This window comes from Chloroflexus sp., assembly GCF_034434295.1.
Classification (GTDB): Bacteria; Chloroflexota; Chloroflexia; order Chloroflexales; family Chloroflexaceae; genus Chloroflexus.
Genome location: NZ_DAOTZQ010000068.1, coordinates 1 through 23,554, shown reverse-complemented (window position 1 = coordinate 23,554; position 23,554 = coordinate 1). Strand labels below are relative to the sequence as shown.

Here is a 23,554-nt window from a genome sequence, read left to right as displayed (position 1 = left end):
ACGATCTGGCACGTGTCACGTCGTTGACCCGGCTGGTCACGCGGGTGCCGGGTGTGCTCGTCACGATCAAGGAATCGGTCGGCAATGAATGAGATACTTTCATAATAGATGTTTTTTTTGAAACAGGTTCAAGTACGGGGCTAAACAAGAGTGCGCCCGCAAGTCCACCCCGCCGAGTCATTGTGGACTAAAGCCCTGCCAGACGGCGTACACGACCCCCTTGGGGTTGCGACCAGGCACGCGCCAGGCCAGCCCCCGCCGGCCTTCCACGAATTAAGGCGGGGTTTCAACCCTTCAGTCGGCAGTACCTGGACGTGCAGACATAGCCGTACATCCATAACTCACCCCGTTGCTCGTACCCGATCCACCAGGGCCAGAATACGCTCGGCGCGCCGACCATACGTATGATCGGCGGCAATTAGCCGGCGAGCGGTTGCCAGTTCTGGATCACGTTCATTGAGTGCTGCGGACAGTGCTTCCTGCAAGCCGGTCAGATTGCGACGGGGAAAATTGTACGCCAGATGAGGCGGAACGATCTCGTGCAGAGCTGGAATTGCCGGCAACACGAGCGGCAAACCCAGGGCCAGATATTCAAACAGCTTCAAAGGTGACGCCGTAACATCGGTGACAGTATCAGGAATAACCAGCACATTAGCCGCGCCCAGACAACGTACCACGTCGACTTGTGGACGGGGTGGCAGGATGTAGAGATCGGCTGGTGTCGTTGTCGTGTCGGCCACGCGAAAGCCCTCACTCACTGCGTGGGCAGTCAGCGCCGCCCGTTCTCCAGGACGACCACCGAGAATCAGCCCTGTAAGGGTGGAGTAGGTCGCCTTGAGTGAACGAAGGGCACTCAAAAGACCATCGAGCCAGCGATGGGCAAAGGTCATACCGGCATATGCGATGATTGGCACGTGTGGCGGCAACCCCAGTTCAGCCCGACACTGCGCCCGATCTTGCGGCGTAAAGATCTGCTCATCGTAGGCGTCAGGAATGACAGCGACATCTGCGGGATTGCGCCAGCCGATCTGGGAGAGCAGACAGCGAAAATCATTGGTGAGCGAAGCCACCGCAGTTGCCCGACATAGCGCAGTACGGTCGATCAAGTCGAGTAAACCTCGTGCCCAACGTTCTTTTGCGCGTGAGGGATTACGTGATTCGAGATCGTGAGCCTCGTAAATCACCGGTATGCCCAACTGTGGCCCAAAACAGCCGGCCCACCATGCAGCGATGATCGGTTGGCGAATGTAGACCGCTTCAACCCAATGACGCTGTGGTGTCACAAAAGCCGCCGTCATCGCGGCAAATACCGAATGTTCGAGATAATACAACAGCGTACTCTTGTACAACCGCGACAACTTGCCGATGGCCGGTCGCGGTAAGTGGACGACATTCAATTCCTGAAATCGACTCGGTTCAAATCCCCATCGCGGAATGAGTGCCAGAGTACCGGGGCGGCGAGCACGCAATTCACGGAGAGTCGTAAAGGTTTGCAGCGCATTCGCTGATTGCAAGTTCAGGCTGGTTGGGTAGGCAATATAGACTATCATCTCAGCGGGTTACCTCAAGGCGCGACAATAAACGGTCAAGTTCGGCCAATGTTGAGGCCAGGCCGGCTGGAGCCGTGTGCAGTGAACCACCTGTCACCAGGGCTGCACGCACCAGATGCGGATTATCGCCGGCCATCTGCAAATTACGGAGGTCCTGGCGGATGCGCTCATCGCTGATGGTAATACCGTGACGGGCCAGCATTGCACGATAGTAAGGATAATGTTCACACAACTGGCGGGCCACACTCTCGAAACCGTGACGAGCAATTGTCATCCGCGTATGAAAGCGCATCGTGTTCTCGGCAAACATCGTCCGATCCTGACGAGATGGCTCGATCAGAATAATGTCAACTTCAGGATGACGTCGGCGCACCTGTTTGATATGGTAATGCAGGCCGGCATGGATAAAAGTGCGAAAAACCTGATTGCCGATACGCTGGATCCCCTGATCACTAATGGCTGCACCGGGTGGATGCCGACGATTATCGAAAGGCACCATCGGGTTGATACAAACGATCAATTCTGCACCGCGCTCAATTGCTACATCGAGACTGGCTGTGCCCCGCAGACCGCCGTCAATATAGTCGTGATCACCAATTCGTACCGGTCGATAAAAAATAGGGATAGCCGCCGAAGCACACACCGCAAGCGAGATTGGCACATTATCAAGAGGTGGCAAACCGAAAATCGCCCGTTCACCCGTATCGAGATCGGTAGCGACAATCATTAACTCACGATCAAGATCGGCGAAACGATTCGAGCGACCGGGCTGCTCAAGAGCCACTCGCAGATACTGTTCGAGTGCCCGCGAGTCATAGAGGCCGGTCGGCAAGCCTACTGCTACGGTTTCAATCAGATCAAGTAACGAAACCTCACCACCTTCACGTACCCAACGCTGTATCGCCTGTAGCAGGGCACCGGGTAGATGGGTAGCTCGATACAGAAGATCGGTTATATTCAACTGATAAAGATGGTGCGGTTCGAGCTGATCAATACCGAGCAACGAGCTTTCAAGCACGCTAATTAACATGCGTGGTGACATATTGTTCGCCAGGCAGGCACCGATCAATGCGCCAGCACTGGTGCCAACATAGATATCAAATTCGTTGACCGAAAGGTGTTCGAGTACTTGATCAATGGCACAGAGCGCCCCAATTTCGTAAGCGGCACCAGCAACACCTCCGCCAGCGAGGACCAGAGCAGCCTTGCTACGATGCATACCATGCCTCTCTGCACTATTGCGCACCCGGCGCACGGGAATGACGTGGAGTGTTAGAAGAGTAAATCACCTGCCACCCTAGAAGGGGTATCAGGCTCAATGTAAACAATCTGATTCTCCACCAGCCGAACTGCTATACAATCGCGCTTAACGCCAGCATGAAGCCTTCAGTGCCGCCGCAATAATTGTTCGACCGTACTGGCCAGCGCATCGATTTGGGCATGCAACCGTTCGACATCGTTACGAGTGGGAACATCAGCAATCCGGTCGGCAAGCCGATTGCGGGCGTCATGCGCAAACTCCTGTCGCAATAGCAGTTTGCGCCAGCGATCAGCTTCCTCTGGTGAGAGTTCACCCTCGTCCACCAGCACATCGATCCGCCGACCAATTTCGGCTTCGATCAAATCGTCGCCCCCAAGCGAACTGAAAAGAGCACGGCGCAAATTGGCAATCGTGTCACCACCAACCTGAATCAGATCGGTCAGCAAATTGGTTGGTAACGGTGACTGACGACCGCGGGCATGCAACACGACCTGGGCCAGAATGTTAGCAGTAATATCGTCGCCGGTCTCGTTGTCGAGTACCTGAACAGTTTCACCCTCCTGCACCAATCGGGCAATACCATCGAGGGTAATGTAACGTTTCTGATTCGTATGATACAGTTTGCGATTCGCGTATTTCTTGATCAGATGCATAGAATTGCCGCCTTGTGCCAGACGTTGCTGGTGTGAAACTGAGAGAGTTCCGGCTACACTATCCATTACTCCAGACGAACCTGATAGTCTCAGCGGCAATTATAACACGCTGCGCCAAAACGCCGGCAACTACGGTCATGCCCGTAGTTGCCGGCGTTCAGTGAATATCAGACGAATTACTTCTCGCTGTTCTCTTCCTTAGCCTCGCTGCGGCCACGAGTACGAGCCGGTGCCTCTTGCGCACGGCGCAGCTCTTCGACGCGCACAGCCAGTTGCGCAATCTTGGCGCTCAGCTCATCAATATCCCGCTTCGATGGAATGTTAAGCCGATTGAGGAACTGCTCGAAGCCGGTTTCAACCTGCGCGGTGAGGTTGTTGAGATTGGTCTGTACCTGATCTGTCTGCGGTAGCGCCGTCTTGCGGAAGCGCTCCATCGCCTCGTCAAACAGCTTCTGCGCATCCTTCTGCGCCAGCTCACCACGCTCAACCAGCCGGTTGAGGAAAGCCTCGGCCTCTTCCCGGCTGAGCGCAAAAGCGCCGATCCCGGCCAGTATCAGCTTGCGAACAACCTCAAATACCTGAACGCTCGGATTGACCTGCGGTGGGGTCTCGTCGATCTGGCGCACGTTGACTTCAATCTCTTCTACGGTTGTCATAAAAAACCTCCTGCTTTGTGCAAGTAACTGGTGTTCAGACTGTCTTTATCATAGCATAGTCTGAGCGATTTCGGTAGCCGCATAACGCAATGCGTTATCCGATTTGAGTATAACACACTGCGTCATGAAAGTCAATCGGCGAGATTATATCAATTTGTTATCAGACCTGGATGGATTATATGTGATGATGATCCGTGTCCACACGCTTACAAGCACACAGTCATTACTCGTAATCGTGCCATCACCCCGGCGGCGACCTGAGTGTGGACACGGAGAACGATGGTTCTGCTGCACACGGTATTATACACCGACATGGATACGGTTTTCCGGCCAGGTTGCCCGTGGTGTGTCGTTTGGAGTGCGGAAGTATTCACCGTGCGACCGGCAAGCGCAAGGCATACCCATTCCAGTACGCAACTCTGGTGAAGGAGAGGCATTCGCACGAGCCGGAAGCCCGCCCCACGAAATCTGCCGGTGCATTGCTGACCACACAACAACACGCTATGCGAAGGCTAGTCAATGATGATTGATAGACTCGGCGATGATGCACCGTATCAGACGTTATCTCAATTAATTAGACCATTACCTTCGTTACCACAGAGGCACAGAGAACACAGAGGATGGGCATAAACTGAGTTGCTATGTCAGGGCTTGACGTAGCGTGTCGATAGGAACTGGTTGCTATCCACGTAGTCCATACGGTTATGCTTCACCGTGTTGTGTGCAGCGTTGTGCTGTTCATCATAGCAGTCAGTCTCACCTGTCCCGCTGACAGCATAGGTGGCAACTTGGGTTATTCACTACTGACCGACTCCATGATTGTGACGAGCACACATAGCATACTCGTGACCAGCAGGGTCAATAGCGTGACCAGCGCCTGATCGTGAGCACGACTGGTGCGACAGCATGGCTGCCGCACGCCAAACGCCGCGACACGCGCATGACGAGCGGACAAAGCAACCAATCTAGCGTGTGATGGCACGAGAGATGGTCATCGGCCCTCCTCGCTTCCATACTGGCAGACTGGGAATAGGGTACACTATCGTTGGTGATCGGCAAGCGTGCATGGGTCTATGCGATAGTCGGGTGACCCGACAGCACAGCTTGTATGAAATTAGTTCTAGTCAAGACCTGACATGACACATGTCACAATTAGTGCGAAACCACAACTTCTGCATACCAAACCATGCAGCACGCGAATCACTGTACATAGTTATCACATCCAGCACATGATTAGGAGATTGACGAAATAACTCCTGCCCTCAAGACCCACTTTTCTCTCTCGCTTGCCTACTTCCTCACTGCTACTTCTTCACTTCTACTTTCTCACTTCCTATTTCCTCTCTCCTATATCCCCCTTCCCAATCACTCCGCCCGTACCTCACTCACAACATGAAAACTGCTTAACCGCATGCCTTCCCGTTCGTAGAACCGGTGAGCATCTTTACGCCAGGTACCAGTATCAAGGTGTAGCTGATCACAGCCGGCAGTCGCGGCGTACTGTTTCAACCAGTTCAGGAGTGCAGACCCGTAGCCACGTGAACGTCGATTGGCATCGGTCACCAGATCGTCAACGTACAGAAAGCGCCCCCAGGCCAGGTTCTCACCAAACCGAAAGCCGGCAACCGCGACAACTTCACTCTCGTCAGTAAGTGCTGCCAGACGGTAGCCCATTTCCATCAACCGGCGAATCCGTGGAACAAACTCAGGCTGAGTAAGATGCGGTCGCAACTGGTGCATGATCGGATAGCAGGCGGCAATTTCGTCATCAGTAGTAGCAATCGCGATGTTCATCGGCAATCATTCTCCATAAATCAACGCATGAACCCTTAGTGCGATCAGCGCTCTCCAGCTCCCACATCGTCGCGATACGTCCGCCCAGGAAAACGAATGCGTTCGGCATTAATGAGCGCACGACCACGTGCACCGGCCAGCGTAGCCCCTAATGCCACGACGGTTACTACATGACCACCGGTCAGATAGAGACTACCGCTTTGACTACCCAACAGACGCTCGCGACGAGACGGATCGTAGCGCAAGATAAACGGCGACTCGGTCTGATCGTGAAAGACCAGTACACCTTCGTCCACATCGCCAATACCCTCAACCGCTGCATTGATCGGATAGTGATGAGGGTAGCCTTGGGTAACCAGGGCCAGTGCCACACTCGCCTCATCACGCCAACGCAGTGGCGGTAGACGCTGTAAGCTACGGGCAATGGCAGCTTCGTAGTAGGGCACCAGATCATCAATCATTCGCGGCAAAACAGCCTGCGCCTCCATATCGCGGAGACTACAACGCAGGCCAACAATGCGCGGACCGTGGTCACCGATAATGCAATCAACGCCGATAATCCCCCAGTAAGGCAATTGTTCACGTGCAATTGCTGCGATAAGGGGTTGCATGATGTGTCGTTCAAGATAGCTCGTCAAGCGCTGGGCATAGGTTGAATTGCCGGTAATGGCCCCCATACCGGGAGCGGGTGGGCTATCTGGCTGTGGCCCCATCCCTTCGTAGATCCGAGCCGGTAACAGCGATACCAGATGACTACCATCGGTAATAGCCGAAAAGCTGACTAGTGGCCCTGCCACATATTCTTCAATCACAACCCCGTGACTGCTCCCTTCCACCGGGCGGGTGACAAAGAATGACCGCAATGCCTCAAGGGCTGTGTAACGGTCGAAGTAGACGCCTTCACCGGTAGCCGGGTGATCGCCGCGCAGCACCACCGGTAATTGCTGAGCAGCCAGATATTTTTCCGCCATTGGTAGACTGGCAAAACAGCGTCCGTTCGGTGTTGGGAGCTGATAGCGCAAGAGCAATTCCTTGGCGTAACAGCGGCTCCATTCGATGCGTGTGCTGCGCTGTGAAGCACCACACACGCCAATATGCATACTCACGACCTCATCAACCAACCCGGCCCAGAGCGGTTCACTACTGGCGGGAACGATGAGGTCAATCTGTTCATTAAACGCCCATTGTGCTACCTGTGCCGGTTGGAGTGGATCAAGATCAACCTGGGGGGCAATCTGGCACGCACCACCATTGCCCGGTGCCACCAGGACATCAGCCGTCGGGCTGGCAAAGAGTTTCCAAACTAGCGCGTGAGCGCGTCCATCGTTACCGAGAACCAGAATCTTCATACCGGCACATTCCTTCACTCGTCCAGGACTGTGCTGTGGCACATATCCCAACGAGTCAGCGAGACGAGTTAGACAGCCTTTGGGCTGGTAACACCTGGCGACCAGAGTGATTTGTTACGTGCGAGATTGTCACCTCGCACGCCAACCTATATGCCTCGTCCTTGCTCATGAGTTGCTACAGGTGGTTAGGTGCCGAGACGAGTGCGTGTTGCCGTGATCAGATTCCGCATCAACATAACGTTGGTCACCGGCCCGGTACCGCCGGGTACCGGCGTAATTGCCCCGGCCACCTCAGCCACGGCGGCAAAATCGACATCGCCAACCATGCTGCCATCGGCTAACACATTGGTACCGAAGTCAATCACGGTCGCACCGGGTTTGACCATATCGGCAGTGATCAGACCAGGACGACCGGCAGCCGCAGCGACAATATCGCACTCGCGCAAGACTGCGCCGAGATCGGGTGTACGTGAATGACAGATTGTCACTGTGGCATCGGCTTGCAGTAACAGGAGTGCCATAGGCCGGCCAACAATTGCCGAGCGGCCAACCACTGCGGCACGCCGCCCACGAATGTCGATGCCATACCGCCGCAGGAGTTCAATACCACCGGCCGGGGTGTTGGGTATGAGTGTTGGCCGCCCCTGCGCCAGCAAGCCAGCATTGATCGGGTGAATACCATCAAGATCTTTTTCTGGTGCAAGCCGGCTTAGCACACCATCGAGAGTTAAACCCGCCGGCAACGGTAATTGCAGTAAGATGCCATCAATCCGATCATCTGCACTCAATGTCGCCACGGTTGCTTCCAGGTCGGCCTGCGCCGTTTCTGACGGTAGCGCAATTGCCCGGCAGGCAGCGCCCAACGACTGACACAGGCGGTCAATACTCCGCACATAGCGGGTTGCCGCCGGATCATCACCGACCTGCACCACGGCGATTGTGGGTGGACGATCAATCTGAGTACGCAATTCAGCAATCTGGGCTGCGGCTTCAGCTCGTAGCTCTTGCGCCAATGCCTTCCCATCGAGGATGCGTGCGCTCATCCCGTCATCCTTCCCCGAACAATGGTGACGATACCATCAACCTCATCACCAAGTCCGATCAGCAGGTCTTGTAACTGTGCCCGTGTCTCCCGCACGAACAATTGATCTTCCAATGCAGCCAGATTAATTTCAACGTTCAGCGCAGCACTCTGCACAGCAGCCCGGATCAGAAATGCCGCTACACCGACATCACTGACAACCAGGCGTGCACAGTTATTGGCCAGCGTTGTACAGAGTGGCAACAGCGCCGTTGCCGCCTGTGCTGTGCGCAGTGGTACTTCCGCTGCCAGCCTGGTAATCTGCTGAATGGCAGCCTTCCGCGTTGCCGCATCAGCCTCTGTCGTTCGCGGAAGCTTGTACGCGGCCGCCAGTCGGTTGAATACGGTGATGTCTTCTTCTGCCAGCCGTTGCAATTCGCTGCGCAACTGTTCGGCCTGGGCATGAATAGCGCGTAATTCACCTTCAAGATTGGCAAATTGCGGCTTGCCAATAGTTAGCTCGCACACCATACTCACCAACCCGGCAGCCATAGCGCCAGTTAAAGCTGCTACACTCCCACCACCGGGGGTTGGGGCACGCGAAGCCAGTGCATCGAGGATGGCGCCGAGCGGTTGTTGCATCAATGACTCTGCCATGTCGCCTCCCTGAACTGAATGAGATACGAGAACGCACCGTGGCGTTTGACACGACTCATTATAGCGGATAGCTGTGACCAAAGCGGCAGCAGGTGTCGGGCAATTCCCGCGTTATAATAACCGATAAGCAATCGCCCGTTCAGCAGGCAGGATCAATACAATGTGGCCGTCACACTCGCAGATCATTCTTTTCAGTGGTGAAGCCAGTGCATTGGCAGCTACTGCTTCGGCTGTCGGTTTTGCAGCGCGTGGGCAATCAACGCTACTGGTCAGCCTCGTACCGACGCACCCTTCCGCCACCCTTCTGGGTGTTGCACCGGTATCCGAGCCAACTACCCTGCGTACCAACCTTGATTTCTGGGCATACAACATGCTGAACGAGTTGAACGGTATCTGGCATGAGCTGCGAGCACGTGTTCAGTTGCCAGGCCCACCGGTGAACGGTGAAGATTTGCCTTTGCTTCCCGGTATCGATCTGTTCCTGGCCGTGTATCGCCTGGCAATCCATGCTCGCCGTAACTACGCACTGATCTGCGTCGATGCTGGCACGCCCGACGGTCTCATTCGTGCGTTAGCCATCCCCGACACCTTTCGCTGGCTTATGCGTCAGCTTTTCGGACTGGATCGCGGCCCCGGTCAGTCGAGCGAGTCGCTGGCACGGGCTGCTTTGCCCGCCAATTTGCTGCCCTTTGAGCAGATTGGACGCCTGCAAGATGCGCGGGTCACGTTCGAGCAACTCCGTGATACTGCTCTTGATCCGGCACACCTGCGGGCGCGGCTGATTATTCGGCCTGATCAAGCCGGCTTGCGCACAGCCACCATCGCTGCACCGGCATTCCCACTCTTCGGCATGAATCTCGATGCTCTCATCATCGGGCCTTTGTTGCCGGCATTGGGAACCAACCACGGATTAGAGTCTGTCATCCACGAACAGGAAGACATACAGGCAGCAGTGAAGGCTCGCTGGCCGAACCTGCCATTGTTGCGCTTACCCTTCGGCGCCACACCAGGCGCTATCGACCCCATCATCGATTTCGGTCAAGACCTGATGCTATCACCGGTGCCACAACCGCCGCCGATTACCATCGGCCCAGCCGATGATCCATCCCTGCACCTGCGCTTACCCGGCGTGGCGCGCGACGATCTGAGCATCAGCGTCAGTGGCGATGAACTCGTCGTTTCACTTGGACCATACCGTCGACACCTGCTCTTGCCGGCAGGACTGCGTGGCGTGTCAATTCGTGCTGTCCGGGAAGGTGATCTTCTGACCATCCGACGCCGTTAACTGGTTGGAGTCCGCTTGTTGTGTGCCAGCGAGGAGATCATGGCTCGTACACCATCTGACTTACGCGATCTGAAAGCCGTCGTCACCGGCGGCAGCCGTGGGATTGGCCGGGCAATTGCTGAAGCGCTGGCCCGTGCCGGTGCGCAGGTTATTATCTCATCAACCAATCCAACTAACCTTACTGAAGCTGAACATGCATTGCAGGCTACCGGTTTGCACGTCACCGGTATTCGCTGCGATGTCGCCAATCGTAACGAGGTGGAAGCCCTGGCAAGTGCCGCTGTGGCACAGATGGGACGGATCGATCTCTGGGTCAACAACGCCGGTATCTCAGGGCCATTCGGCTATGCCCTGGACATACCGCCCGATGCCTGGGAACAGGTAATCAGAGTCAATCTGCTCGGCACCTATTACGGTTGTCGGGCAGCACTGCCTTATATGATCAAACAACGTAACGGTCAGATCATCAATCTCTCCGGCGGTGGTGCAAAACGGGCCCAGCGCTTTCTCTCGGCTTACAGCACATCGAAAGCGGCAATTGTGCGTCTGACCGAAGCCTTTGCCCGCGACTATCAAGACCATCCCTACCTACGCTTCAACGTGCTCACCCCTGGGATGGTGCCGACAGACATGATCAATCATTTTGAAACGGTTGGCCCCGGCGGCGAGGCAATTAAACAACTGCCCCGTGTCCTCCGCATCTTCGGTACGACGGCTGAAGAGACAGCCGAACTCGCTCTACGCATTGTGCGCGAGGGTAAAAACGGGCAGGTCTTTGAGGTCATGCCACGACATCGTGCGATCTGGCGTCTGCTCAAGGCGGCCCTTGCACGACGTAGCAACGGTTCAACAGAATGAACCAGTGGCGGGGTGACGAGAAACAGAGCTGTGCTATCAATGCATGGCACGCGATTCAAGGCGGAACCGTTCACCGCCTCCCTTAATATGACAATGTGAACAAGCACAAGATCCGTCGGGGCGAGTTTTGAACCCACCCCCCACGTTTTCTCCGCTCACCCTGCACCTGTGTTCTTCTCTAACCATCCTCGTACTACATCAGCGGGTAATGGACGACTGATGTAATAGCCTTGAAACACATCACAACTGGCATCGAACAATATCTGACGTTGACCAGCCGTCTCGACACCTTCAGCAACGATCTGCACCCCTAGGTGATGACCGAGGGTGATAATCGTGGTGATCAGGCTTCGCTCAACCCCGGCATCGCCCTGATCGAGACGCGCAACAAATGACCGGTCAATCTTCAACACGTTGATCGGTAAACGGTGCAAGTAGGACAGCGAGGAGTAACCGGTGCCAAAATCATCAATCGCCAGCGTCACCCCAAGCTGGCGCAACTCACCGAGCTGGTGACGTAAATCATCAATCTGGCCCATCAGCATACTTTCGGTTAATTCAAGTTCCAGCCAGGAAAATGGCAATGCCGTCTGCGCTACCGTTTCGGCAACGGTTTGCGCAAAATCGGCTTGCGTAAACTGGATCACCGACACGTTCACGGCAACAGGGACAACCTTCAGACCATCGCGCCACCACTGCGTCACCTGACGCGCAACCTCATTCAGCACCCATCTGCCAATGGGCACGATCAGCCCTGTTTCTTCGGCAATTGGAATAAACCGCGCCGGAGAAATCATTCCCAATTCAGGATGTTGCCAGCGTAACAACGCCTCTAAACCGACCAACTGCCCCGTGCGATCAACTTTTGGCTGATAGTAGAGCAACAGCTCGTGTCGTTCAATCGCCCGTCGTAGAAGGTTCTCGAACTGTAATCGTTCGATAGAGACATCGGTAATTGCCGCATCAAAAAATTGGAAACTATTGTGCAAAAACTGCTTGGCACGATACATTGCAACATCGGCAGCTCGCTGTAACGCAATGACATCGGTACCATCAATTGGGTACAGGCTGGCGCCGATACTGGCGCTCACAAAAATCTCGTGGCCGTTGACGAAGAAGGGCTGGTCGAGCGTCTCGTGAAGACGACGCACGACCTGTGTCACTTGCTGGGGCGTCGTAATGTCAGATAACACCAGTAAGAACTCATCACCTCCATGACGGGCAATCGTATCGGTTGCGCGTATACAGGCTTCAAAGCGGCGAGCAACCTGGATCAGGAGCGTATCACCGGTTGTATGACCAAGGGTATCATTGACGTGTTTGAAACGATCAAGATCGATGAAGAGCACAGCAACCATGCTATTTGCCCGCCGTGCATGCTCAATCGCCTGCTGCAAGCGATCCTCGAACAGCAGCCGGTTTGGCAAGCCGGTGAGCGCATCGTGATGCGCCTGATAGGCGAGTTTACGCAGTGTAGCATGCTGTTCAAGCGCAATGAGGCTCAACTGTTCAAACTGCTCAATCAGAAGCTGTTCTTCGGCTGTCAGTGGGTTATGCTGCTGTCGGCAAACGAGCAGCCAGCTATCGACATCGCGGTTGGTTCGCAATGCCATCATCCACGTTTCGCTCACTGCGTATGCTTGCAGGATGTAATCAACTACCGGCCACCGGGAAGGATCTACCCGCAGCGACTGTATCCGCTGCTGCGGGCGCAGCTCGGATGTGAGTACCTCACCAGCCCAAGAGTCGAGATGTTTGAGCGCCTCCTCCGTTAACAATGTGCTATAGCTAACAAACAGGCTACTCGAACGTACAACACAAGCAGCGTAGATCAGATCAGGAATCTGCTCTCCGATCAGGTGTAACAATTCGCGGGTAATCGTTCGTAAATCGTACTGGCGAGCGATCAATTCCAACACCCGGCGACGAGCGAGGGCGATCTGTTCTGCCTTCCGCCGGGCCGAGATGTCTTCCAACACTACCACGGCCCGCGCCCGCTCGCCAGAGCCAAAGCGCACCACCCGTATTTCCAGCCAGCGTCGTGCTTCTTTCCCTACCGCAAACTCATCTTCGTATCGCGGCACATCGCCATGTAACAGACGTTCAATGGCCTGAGCGATGACACCTGCCGTTTTACCTCCCAAATGACACGCCGCCAGAAACGATGCGCCGACTGCACAATCGACCGTCTCAACACCAAGTAGAGGCCCCAGTTGCAACCAGCGGACATTCGCGGCTAAAACCTGACCGTATTGATTGAGGATAGCAATAGCGGTTGGCAGGGCATCCAGCGCTGAATGCAAAAGTTGCTGCGTCTCGATCAGCAGTTGTTCAGCCTGCTTACGATCAGTAATATCGTGAAGCACGGCCAGCATCGCCGGTGCACCCTGCCACTCTATCGGCTCAACCCGCAGATCGACAATCACGACTGAGTTATCAGGGCGCACAATCTCGGCGTCCACTGTCAGGCCGGGCTGAAGTGGAAAACCAAATGGACTGCCGGTCAGTTGAGCAGACTGTCGACCAAACAGACGCTGAGCCGCTTCATTGGCGAAAAGCACAACACCGTCGAGATCGAGAATCAGCAAGGCATTAATATTGTTAGCAAGTATCGCGTAAAGAGCCTGTCGATCCAGATTCGACGACTCGAGATCGGCAGACTGTGGATTGCGTTTAGAGTGGTCTTGCCGCACAGTGAATAGTCTCCTCTTACCGACTGAGACTCCGCAAAATCCTCAAGATGATTGATCATGCGCCTCGCCGCTTTCTTCATCGCGAAACATTGCACTCAGGCGATCAATTTCACTTGGGGCAATGTGCGTGAATTGACCTGACAAAATGCCCGAAATGTTACGGAATGGACGACCGATATGCATACCACGACTATCAATCGTAAACTCGCGAATGTCTTTATCGTGACCAGAACCACGCATTTTCAAGACCGTTAGCCCGCGACGCATCTCGCCAAACAGCTCAACATACCTCAACAGGATGATCGAATCGGTGATGGTCGAAATATGTGCCTCTGTCACCGATGAACCGCCGAGCAGCGTTGGGGTAGTCGCTGTGTAGAGACCGGCCATTTCTTGATGCTTGATAAATGACGTCAAACCGATCACAAATTCGCGAAATCCTTTAATCGTGGCTACCCGCTCTAGTGCCGAGAGGCTATCGACCGCTACCCGTTGTGGACGAAAGCGATCAATTTCGGCTTTCATAAAGATCAACTGATCTTCCAGACTGGTTACTTCGGGATAATTGCAGATCACACGCAACAAACCATCGCGCTCCATCTGCTCGAAATCGATCCCCCAACCAATCGCATTACGGAAGAGCTGGTCGCGACTCTCTTCAAAAGCGAAGAGTAGCGACCGTTCCTGCTGGCGAACGCCAGCAGCCATAAAGGTTGTGGCCATAAGCGTTTTGCCGGTTCCAGTAGCTCCGCTCACCAGCACAATCGAATCGCGGAAAAAGCCACCGCCACACATACGATCCAGCTCGGCGTTGCCCGATGTAATCCGAACATTGGAAGAACGTTGCTTCAGCTCAATCGCCGAGAGAGGGATTACATGAATCCCTTCGCCGGGAATAACGGTGAAGGGAAAGCTACCTTTCTGATGCGACGTACCACGAAACTTGAGAATCTCGACTGTGCGCCGCCGCTTTTCATCTTCGAGCACATTGCGCAAAATTACTACATCGTCAGAGACAAACTCCTCTACCCCGTAGCGCGCAATCTCACCGTATTCTTGCGTTCGTTCAGCGGTCAAGACTGCCGTCACTTCCAGCCGGCGAAGCGTACTGACGATACGCAGCAGCTCGTTGCGTACCACTCTGGTATCGCTTAAGCGGGTGAAGATGGCACCGAGCGAGTCGAGTGACAGTCGAACGGCCCCGATGCTACGTACCGCATGCTCAATGCGGGCCAGTAATGCACCGAGATCGTATGACCCCAGCTCGATGATCTCTTCGTCAGGTTGAGGTGATACATCAACAAAGGCCCACTTCCCTTCCGCTTCCCAACGGGCAATATCCCATCCAAAACCCAGCATGTTACGACGCAGGGCATCAGGCGTCTCTTCAAAAGTCACAAAGACTCCTGGTTCACCGCGTTTGATACCGGCCGCCAGAAACTGAGCAGCAAAGACGGTCTTCGCGCTACCAGCGGTGCCTGATACCAGCGTCGTACGACCCTTCGGCAAACCACCGTTAGCGATATGATCAAAACCGGTAATCCCGGTAGGCAGGCGTTCGATCTGATCAGCGCACACCAGAATGCTCCTTGTTGGTACCAATGAATAGCAAACTCACGATTTCGGAGGTAAGTTCAACACTTGTAACAGATCGGTGACACTGGAAAGATCGCCTATCACCCGTCGATATGGTGGAGGCGAAATCTTAATCAGCGTCGGAGTTGCCAGAATCTTCTGATCTTCTGCCTGCTGCGGGTTGGCAAGAACATCGATAATCGTCAAATCACACTCGTAACCGGCCAGTTCCGACTCAATCATACGGCGCAACGTATCAATCGCACGCTCGGCGCGAGGTGTGTGACCTGCAATATAGAGCTGCAAAACAATATTACTCACAAACTTATCCCGCCAGCAGTCTACTCTTGCTACTTACCCTGATCACGCAATTCACCCGCCGCCATTACTCGATAGTACGATGCAAGATAACCCATTAATTCTAGCAAAAGCAGACGTCCTTCCTCAAAGTAGGCCTGAATCTTTTTGGGCGCATAGAACTGACTACGTTCACGGATCGCTTGCAGATGGGTATCAATCAAATCACGCGGCGTAGCCCATACCGACCCCAGCCACTCGCCTAATTCACGGAGAGCCTGTGAGGGCATTGGTGTGCGATGCACTCGACTTTGCAGAGCTTCTTCCAGAATAGCGCCGTAGCGTTCTAACGCACGCGCAAAGAGATCGGGAGCACGCTGGCGAAGCGGCGCCAGCCGCGAACGTTGTACCTCTTCTGGACGAGAAATAGCTTCAACGTTAACCAGCTCTCGTTCCATCTGCCGCAACTGTTCGCGTAACATCTCTGCTTCAGCCGCGATCTGTGCTGCCTGACGCTGATCGGTAATATCCTGATGAGAAATTACTAATCCCCGACGTGTCCCACGCAGTGGTACTGCCCGGAGCGCAAACCAGCGGGTTCCCTGCGGGCCAGTGCAGGGGTATTCGTGCGTGAATTCAGTTATTTCACCACCGAGCACTGCCTTCAAGCCACGCAAAATCTCAGCAGTATACACATCATCACTGACTGCGGCACAAACGGCAAAATAATCTACCCCGATCCCAATCGCCGACAGATCGGTAATACCATTGCGCCGACCAAACTCCAGCCAGGCTTCATTAACAGCAATAATCTTGCCGTGCTCGTCGATCACCGCAATCTCGCTGGTCAATGAATTCAAAATCGCAATACTGAACTCTTCTGCCGCACGGAGAGCGGCTTCTGCCTGACGCTCGGTAGTGATGTCACGCAATGTAATTAAGATGGCGTCTTGCCCCTCCCACCGGATCGCCAGCACCCGCATTTCGGCGACCGAGAAATCACCATTTGGACGCAAAACCTCCACTTCCGCCCGCTCACCTGCGACGAGTGGAAAACCAAAGACCTTGCCGTGCAATTCCGCGCCATGACGATTGAGCAGTCGTTCGGCAGCACTATTCAAAAACCGTACCACCCCGCTGCGATCAACAATAATCGACCCATCGGTGTCATGGCTGACAATCGCACGCACTGTGTCATCGGCTGTTAAAGGGGGTAATGGTTCGATGGTAGTCTCCTCGTTTTCCCGGTATTGTTCCGACATATGAAAAAACACCGACATAACTGCATGCTACATTGCCGATGTATCGTGTCGCTTCGAGCAAATGCAATAGATGAGCGAAGACAGTGCCTTCGCCTATCCCGGTATGGTTGTTCGGATACGTTCTTTCTTGTGAAGACGGAAGCGTTGTTATTGTCCTACTAAAATATCAAACAGAGATATATATGCATGATGCTGCGCCTTTGTGTACATGTCAAGTTTTCTTATGTGAAAATGAGTGCAATAAGGATGTCAGTTTCTTCACAACATCCTGGCATTATCACAGGCAGATAAACCCGTTATGTCGGTCATAAACACAAAGCGTTCACATGTGAGACAGGGAAAGTGTAGCGTTGATCAACAGTGCAACCGGCACAATTATACCGCATCTACGGACAGGTAATAACGACACCCATCGCGATGGATGATTGACGATGTCATCGTGAATGCGGTTCTGGGATTCCTGATGGTGTCAAGTGGAGAGAGTTCTAGCAGAAGATACGATCCTTGTATAGAGACTAATGCTGAACACCTGTCTGCATAGCCTATACCGGGCCAATCTGCGTGGGTAGGCAAAGGCAATACCTTCACCTACCCCAACCAGCCCCGATAACAGAACCAGGTACGAGAATGTCTTCCCTATACCCGGCATCCTCTCCCTCTTTCCTATCTCCTATGTTCTAACTTCTGCAAATCACACCGCCCGCAACGCTTGATTCAGATCGGCAATCAGATCATCGGGATGCTCCACACCTACCGAAAGCCGGATCATGGCCGGGCCAATCCCAAACTCGATACGCTCTTCGGGATCGACATCCGAATGGGTCATAGAAGCCGGGTGTTCGGCCAGCGACTCGGTACCACCCAGACTCACTGCCAGGTGGATTAATTGCAGATGGTTGAGGAAGCGAAACGCTTCCGCCTCACCACCATGCAGATCAAATGAGATCATGGCCCCCGGTCCCAAACATTGCCGCCGATAGATGTGGTATTGGGGATCATTACTCTCAAGATGGCCGAGATAGTAAACGCGGGCTACTTTGGGATGGGTGGCCAGAAAATCGGCAACCCGGCGTGCGCCGGCTTGCTGCGTCTCCATCCGAATCTTGAGCGTCTCCAACGAACGCAGCAGGAGCCAGCCGGTATGCGCACCCGACATCGTTCCCATAATGGTGCGCATCCCCTTCACCTGGGCCAGTAACTCACGGCTGCCCAGACAGACTCCGGCAATCACATCACTGTGGCCACCGATATACTTGGTGGCCGAGTAGAGTACCAGATCGGCACCGTGAGCCAGCGGATGTTGCCAGAGTGGGCCGAGAAACGTATTGTCAACTGCGGTTAAGACTCGTCGTGGCATCCGCTTCGCCAATGCCGCAAAGCCGGCGATGTCTACTAGCGCATTCGTCGGATTCGCCGGCGTCTCCAGATAGATCATCCCTACCGCATCAAACAGGCCGGCACGACGCAGTTGGACTTCAACCTGTTCCGGTGAGACACCCGACATAAAACCAAATCGTCGTATCCCAAATGACGGTAAGACGTGCTTCAACAGGTAATCAGTACCGCCGTAAACCGGCTCACTATGCACAATCACATCGCCGGGTCGTAAGAAGGTGAGCAGGGTGGTGGTGATAGCCGCCATCCCGCTGGCAAACACTGCTGCGGACTCAGCCTGATCCCACAGTGTAAGCCGGTCTTCCAGAATTTCAAGATCGGGATTGTTAAGCCGGCTGTAGATCAGGCCAATCTCTTCGCCGTCACGGGGATGGCGCAGACCGTAAGCCAGCTCAAAGAAGGCTTTACCCTCTTCGGCGGTCTGAAACACAAAGGTTGAGGTCTGAAAGATCGGACACTTGATTGCACCTTCAGAGAGCGCCGGTACGTATCCGTAGCTCATCATCAAACTTTCGGGGTGCAGGCGATGGCCGTCGATGGTCGTTTGTTTACTCTGCTTCGTCATCATGCGCCTCCTCGCGTCACGAGCAACATCGCTCACTCAGGAAAAGAGAAGAGAAACACTATAAATAATCAGGCCAACCAGGCCACCTACAATGGTACCATTAATGCGAATAAATTGCAGATCACGCCCGAATTGCAGCTCGATTTTGCGCGTTGTTACCTCTGTATCCCAGTTATTGACCGTCTGCGTAACAAATTCGCCTATCGCGTGCCGATACCGACGCACAATAACAACCACCGCCGCTGCAATCCAGGCATCTACTTTTTCACGCCATTCCGTATTGTGTTCGAGAAAATCGGCAACCCGCATCAGCGCGGAGGCAATCGATTGGCGCAAGGGTGACGTAGGCGATACACTCTGGGCAAGGAGGGTTAGCTTCAGATCGCGCCAGCTTGCCTGAACCAGCTCTTGCACCATCGGGTGTGCCATCAGCTCACGCTTCAACGCTTCACCCTGCTGCTGAACCTGGGGATCAAACTGTAAATCTACTATCCAGCGATCAATCAAGTTGGTAAACTGCTGGAACAGCGGATGATCTGGGGTATCACGCAATTCACGCAACAAGCGCTGCACTCCTTCCAGCAACCGTTCGTAAATACGCTGATCGACAATACGGGGTACCCATGGTGGTAGCTCACCGGCAATCCGACGCCGGATTTCCGTCTCATTCTTTGCAATGACTTCTACCAGCAAATGGATAAGCTGCATCAGCGCATCGCGCTGTCTACCACCGGTGAGAAAGACCCCAAGCAGACGACCGACCAGCGGTGCCGCCGGGATGCTTTCGAGACGTTGATTCAGCCCTCGTGCCAGCACCTGGCTCACGTCATCATCGTCAATGATCCGCAACAGGCCACTAATTGCGTCGGCCACCACGTCTGCCACCTGCTGTGAGTGTTCAGGCTGGCGTAGCCAGTGCGCTATACGGGTAACCGGATCATGATGGCGAATTCGTTTGGTAATCTGATCAGGGTCAAGAAAATTATGTTCAATAAAACGACCGAAGCTAACAGCAATTCGTTCTTTACGACGGGGAATGATCGCTGTATGTGGGATCGGCAACCCAAGTGGATGCCGGAAAAGCGCAGTAACTGCAAACCAGTCGGCAAAGGCGCCAACCATTGCTGCTTCGGCAAACGCCCGCACAAACGGCAGCCATGGTGCGACATCACGCCAGATACTCGCCAGCACGAAGACAATTCCTGCTGCTACCAGTAAACTAGTTGCAACTCGTTGCATGCGACGTAAATCGGCAATCCGCTGCTCATCGTCCATCATCTGGTTTGCCCTCCTATCAAAGTTGGCTATAATATCTGTATGATTACGAACGAAATTGAACGTACCGAAACCATTATTCTCGCCCTAGTGCTCCTGGCCGGCAGTCTCATTCTCGATTGGCTGGTGCGTCCGTACATCAAACGCTGGGCCGACGCTCGCAATGCAATTGTGATTGAAGCCATCGCTATCGCACTTGGTGGTCAGTTTACCTTCTGGACGCTCGTGCTCTTGATCAACCTGGTCGGCGATCAGGTTGTCACTCCGCGCTTGATCGAGTCCTGGCAACCCATCCTCAGTATCGCTACGACGCTGGCACTTGCTGTCTTTATTGTGCGTCTAATCACCAATCTTGTTGATAGCTATCTCCGTCACCGCCAGATCGGAAACATTTCACTCATCAATAACCTGTTGCGTGGTCTGGGGGCATTAGCGATTGGTGGCACCCTGCTAGTCAGCTACGGTGTTCCACTCGGCCCTGTGCTGACCGTCATTGCCGGATCGAGTCTCGGCCTTACCCTTGCCCTCCGCGAGCCGTTGGCCAATTTCTTTGCCGGGGTACAGATTATCGTCTCGAATCGGGTACGACCCGGCGACTACATTCGGCTGGCCTCTGGCGAAGAGGGATTTGTCACCGATATTCGCTGGTCTGACACCTACATCCGGCAATTGGCGAACAACATTATTATCATTCCCAACGCTCAAATGATCACCCAGATCGTCACCAATTTTAGCCGACCCGAACCAGAATTAGCAGTCCTGGTTGATTTTGCGGTCGGCCCTGATGCCGATCTGGAACATACAGAAAGAGTGGCCATCGAGGTCGCCCGTGAAATTCTGACCACCACTACCGGTGGTGTAGCGACCTTCGAGCCACTCATTCGCTTCAACGGAGTCGATCCATCAGGAACGCGCTTTACCATCGTCTTGCGCGGTCAAACGTTCACCGACCAGTTTCTCCTTCGCCACGAGCTGATCAAACGGCTGCGCACACGATTGCGGGCTGAGGGTATTACCCCGCCAACTCAGGTGGTGCGGTTGTATGATGGGTTAATGCATAGCAATTGACATCACCTGTGCGTCGCGCACTCGCTGTTCGTCAGGCGCATCACGCACCGGCAACCGGCGAGCGAGAACGAGGACGGCGATGACCATCAACCACAACGGCCAGCCGGTTATGCCCAATGCCGTCGCCCAGATGGTGTCGACTGGTGAGCCGGCACGGGCAAAAAGGGCAACCACTCCGCCAAAGGCATTCAAGCTGGCGTGGCCGATGACAGCCGGCCAGACACTTCCGGTCGCTAATCGTGTCCAGCCAAGCAGCGTCCCCACCAGCACACAGAACACCGTCATCATCGCTACACCCAACACCGGATTGGTGGGATAGTTGTAACCCAGGAGGATAATCGGAGCGTGCCACAAGCCCCAGATGACGCCGCTGATGATCAGTGCTGGCCATTGACCAAGCGGTAGCAGTTGGGTCAGCAAATACCCGCGCCAGCCCCACTCTTCACCAAACACCGGAACCGCGTTTAACAGCGGACCAATTGCCAGCGCAACCAGCAACTGCGTGATCACAATCGGCCATAGTGATACGTTAGCCAGTGCATCACCTGCGCCCGCTGTGTTCAACAGCTCACGAAAGCCGGATAGCGACAGATCGAGGTCGTAGACCCCAAGCAACGCACTGAAAAACGGCGAAATGACCATCACCAGCGCCGGTACTGTCCAGGCAAACAACCAGTACCATCCCCATCGCCGTCCCTTCCCCAAGCCCAGACCGGTTGCATTGACGATACCAATCGGTGGTGGACTGATCCATCGTACTACAATGAGCGTCGCCAGCGATGGCGTAAACATCATCAGCAAGATGAGTGCAAACGCTAACGGATGATGTAGCCCCTGACCACTAAGCCAGAGTGGTAAACAGCAGAGCCACGCGAAGCCCATTGCCAATCCAGTAAACCAGCCTATACCACGCCAATTGAAAGCAGTCATTCATGTTTCCTTCTCTTCTTTGCGGCAACTACTTAACCACTCCGTAGTTGCCGCCAAACCACATACGAATACGGAATCGTTGCCAGCACCGGTACGATCACGCATAACAAGGTTGCCACGAAGAGCCACGCTTCAGGCACAACCAGACTGGCCAGGGCAGCCAGGCCACCACCGGCGACAAATAACCTGGCCCCAACCCGATGTGTCTTGCGCCAGACATCGGGATCGGCGAGTGTCCATGGTGTGCGAATACCTACAAAATAGTTGGGGGTTACCCGTCCTAACTCATTACCCAACACGACGATCAAGAGTGACATTCCCAAACTAAGCAGACGCGGAAAGCTGACCGGCCACCCCACAGCTACGCCAATCGTAATAACCTGTAACCCGGCAAAAAACAGCACCAGACTGTTCATCATCAGCGCGTAGGTGCGAAAAAATCCCGTATACCCCTGACCGCGTGGGTCGATTCGTGGCAACACCAATGTCAGGAGCGCCATGATTGTTGCCACGATTGGGGGCAACAAAGCTACAATCCACGGACTGCCATAATCATCGACCTCACCCGCAGCATTCCAGTGGATAGGCGCCGGATCGGGAATGGACGGTAGCATGATCAGGCCAAACCCCCACATCAGTACCACAACGACCAGCATCAACCGTAGATTACGCATGTCCGTCCTCCTTCCGCTCGACGCCGATGCGTAACAAATCCAGTAAGTTACTGAGCATCTCTTGCAAAACCGTCGCATTTAACCGATACACAATCCGCTGACCCTGTCGCTCGGCAATGACCAGATCGGCTGTTTTCAATACATTCAAATGATGAGAAACACTTGGTGCCGAGATCGCGAAGTGGGCCGCAATTTCGCCGGCGGTCATATCACGCTCGTTGAGCATCCGAATGATCGCCCGTCGCGTCGGATCCGAGAGTGCCTGAAGCGTGCGAGTTATCGACTGTTCCATAGATATTTAGCCAAGGTTCTAAATATTCCTGACATGAGTATACCGCACCGTTGCGTTTTCTGTCTAGCCCCTGGACATTCATTCTTCACATTCAACAAGCTGCGCTATCGCCAGATGTTCATCCTGAAAATCTCCACTACCTTGTGACGGCTCACCTGTACTTTACTGCCGGTTGCGATGCATCCGGTTATCTGAGCCAGTAGGGGCGACGTATGCGTCGCCCCTACGATGCCGACACTGGACGCTAGCGCCGGTAGGAGCAACGTATACGTCGCCCAATGCCGCGCTGGACGCTAGCGCCGGTAGGAGCGTTGCATGTGTCGTCGATGGCAATCCACCAGCGCCTCTCCAGTGTACAGGCTGCCGGCTTGCTATGCCACCAGCGATGAAGCCCCTTCCTAACGCCGGAGGTAGCCAGTAGGGGCGACGCATGCGTCGCCCCTA

The 23,554-nt window shown here is 54.4% G+C and carries 21 protein-coding genes; 3 read left to right on the top strand and 18 right to left on the bottom strand.

Translation table 11 applies throughout. The features are described from left to right. Window positions 1–341: 341 nt before the first annotated feature. The 8 genes from VAE57_RS10145 to VAE57_RS10110 form a co-directional block, all read right to left on the bottom strand. A complete protein-coding gene (locus tag VAE57_RS10145; RefSeq protein WP_322821768.1) occupies window positions 342–1,550 on the bottom strand; it encodes a glycosyltransferase in 1,209 nt (402 codons plus the stop codon). A gap of 1 nt (window position 1,551) precedes the next feature. Beyond that, entirely contained in the window at window positions 1,552–2,769 is a 1,218-nt protein-coding gene (locus VAE57_RS10140) for a patatin family protein (RefSeq protein ID WP_322821767.1), read from the bottom strand. Between the two features lie 167 nt (window positions 2,770–2,936). After that, window positions 2,937–3,464 carry a polyhydroxyalkanoate synthesis regulator DNA-binding domain-containing protein gene (locus VAE57_RS10135; RefSeq protein WP_322821766.1) on the bottom strand — a complete coding sequence of 176 codons (528 nt, stop codon included), beginning with the start codon at window positions 3,462–3,464 and terminating at the stop codon, window positions 2,937–2,939. Window positions 3,465–3,640: 176 nt separating this feature from the next. Continuing rightward, entirely contained in the window at window positions 3,641–4,120 is a 480-nt protein-coding gene (locus tag VAE57_RS10130) for a phasin family protein (protein WP_322821765.1), read from the bottom strand. 1,365 nt (window positions 4,121–5,485) lie between these two features. Further along, window positions 5,486–5,914 (bottom strand): GNAT family N-acetyltransferase, encoded by a 429-nt coding sequence (locus VAE57_RS10125; RefSeq protein WP_322821764.1) that lies wholly within the window; start codon window positions 5,912–5,914, stop codon window positions 5,486–5,488. Between the two features lie 44 nt (window positions 5,915–5,958). After that, window positions 5,959–7,263, bottom strand: a complete 1,305-nt coding sequence (locus VAE57_RS10120; RefSeq protein WP_322821763.1) for a phosphoribosylamine--glycine ligase — start codon at window positions 7,261–7,263, stop codon at window positions 5,959–5,961. Between the two features lie 185 nt (window positions 7,264–7,448). Then, window positions 7,449–8,306, bottom strand: a complete 858-nt coding sequence (locus tag VAE57_RS10115; RefSeq protein WP_322821762.1) for a bifunctional 5,10-methylenetetrahydrofolate dehydrogenase/5,10-methenyltetrahydrofolate cyclohydrolase — start codon at window positions 8,304–8,306, stop codon at window positions 7,449–7,451. After that, entirely contained in the window at window positions 8,303–8,941 is a 639-nt protein-coding gene (locus tag VAE57_RS10110) for a cyclodeaminase/cyclohydrolase family protein (RefSeq protein WP_322821761.1), read from the bottom strand. Before VAE57_RS10110 ends, VAE57_RS10115 begins: the two co-directional genes overlap by 4 nt. Window positions 8,942–9,101: 160 nt before the next feature. On the opposite strand from VAE57_RS10110, the gene VAE57_RS10105 reads away from it, so the two are divergent. Both VAE57_RS10105 and VAE57_RS10100 read left to right on the top strand, forming a co-directional pair. Further along, entirely contained in the window at window positions 9,102–10,226 is a 1,125-nt protein-coding gene (locus tag VAE57_RS10105) for an ArsA-related P-loop ATPase (protein WP_322821760.1), read from the top strand. A gap of 39 nt (window positions 10,227–10,265) precedes the next feature. Next, window positions 10,266–11,084, top strand: a complete 819-nt coding sequence (locus VAE57_RS10100; RefSeq protein ID WP_322821759.1) for an SDR family oxidoreductase — start codon at window positions 10,266–10,268, stop codon at window positions 11,082–11,084. Window positions 11,085–11,239: 155 nt separating this feature from the next. Here VAE57_RS10100 and VAE57_RS10095 read toward each other — a convergent pair whose 3' ends face one another. The 6 genes from VAE57_RS10095 to VAE57_RS10070 all read right to left on the bottom strand — a co-directional run bounded on the left by VAE57_RS10095 (window position 11,240) and on the right by VAE57_RS10070 (window position 20,149). Beyond that, the gene (locus VAE57_RS10095) at window positions 11,240–13,777 is read right to left on the bottom strand and encodes an EAL and GGDEF domain-containing protein (RefSeq protein WP_322821758.1); all 2,538 of its coding nucleotides are present in this window, start codon (window positions 13,775–13,777) and stop codon (window positions 11,240–11,242) included. 42 nt (window positions 13,778–13,819) lie between these two features. Then, window positions 13,820–15,355, bottom strand: coding sequence for a circadian clock protein KaiC (kaiC, locus tag VAE57_RS10090; protein WP_322821757.1), 1,536 nt, complete (start codon window positions 15,353–15,355; stop codon window positions 13,820–13,822). Between the two features lie 36 nt (window positions 15,356–15,391). Continuing rightward, a complete protein-coding gene (locus VAE57_RS10085; RefSeq protein WP_322821756.1) occupies window positions 15,392–15,673 on the bottom strand; it encodes a circadian clock KaiB family protein in 282 nt (93 codons plus the stop codon). Between the two features lie 29 nt (window positions 15,674–15,702). Then, window positions 15,703–16,911, bottom strand: coding sequence for a PAS domain-containing protein (locus VAE57_RS10080; protein WP_322821755.1), 1,209 nt, complete (start codon window positions 16,909–16,911; stop codon window positions 15,703–15,705). Between the two features lie 691 nt (window positions 16,912–17,602). Further along, window positions 17,603–18,871, bottom strand: a complete 1,269-nt coding sequence (locus VAE57_RS10075) for a cystathionine gamma-synthase family protein (protein WP_416208442.1) — start codon at window positions 18,869–18,871, stop codon at window positions 17,603–17,605. Between the two features lie 36 nt (window positions 18,872–18,907). Further along, window positions 18,908–20,149, bottom strand: a complete 1,242-nt coding sequence (locus VAE57_RS10070) for a DUF445 domain-containing protein (RefSeq protein WP_322821753.1) — start codon at window positions 20,147–20,149, stop codon at window positions 18,908–18,910. A gap of 39 nt (window positions 20,150–20,188) precedes the next feature. On the opposite strand from VAE57_RS10070, the gene VAE57_RS10065 reads away from it, so the two are divergent. After that, a complete protein-coding gene (locus VAE57_RS10065) occupies window positions 20,189–21,214 on the top strand; it encodes a mechanosensitive ion channel family protein (protein WP_322821752.1) in 1,026 nt (341 codons plus the stop codon). Here VAE57_RS10065 and VAE57_RS10060 read toward each other — a convergent pair. From VAE57_RS10060 to VAE57_RS10045, 4 genes are all read right to left on the bottom strand, one after another. Continuing rightward, complete coding sequence (locus VAE57_RS10060) at window positions 21,197–22,144, bottom strand: CPBP family intramembrane glutamic endopeptidase (protein WP_322821751.1); 948 nt, start codon at window positions 22,142–22,144, stop codon at window positions 21,197–21,199. The genes VAE57_RS10065 and VAE57_RS10060 overlap by 18 nt on opposite strands. A 32-nt stretch (window positions 22,145–22,176) precedes the next feature. Next, window positions 22,177–22,818 (bottom strand): SdpI family protein, encoded by a 642-nt coding sequence (locus VAE57_RS10055; RefSeq protein ID WP_322821750.1) that lies wholly within the window; start codon window positions 22,816–22,818, stop codon window positions 22,177–22,179. Beyond that, on the bottom strand, window positions 22,811–23,110 hold the full coding sequence (locus VAE57_RS10050; protein ID WP_322821749.1) for an autorepressor SdpR family transcription factor: 300 nt from the start codon (window positions 23,108–23,110) through the stop codon (window positions 22,811–22,813). The genes VAE57_RS10055 and VAE57_RS10050 overlap by 8 nt, the downstream gene beginning before the upstream one ends. Before the next feature lie 244 nt (window positions 23,111–23,354). Further along, a partial coding sequence (locus VAE57_RS10045) for a hypothetical protein (RefSeq protein WP_322821748.1) occupies window positions 23,355–23,554 on the bottom strand: 200 nt, incomplete at its 5' end.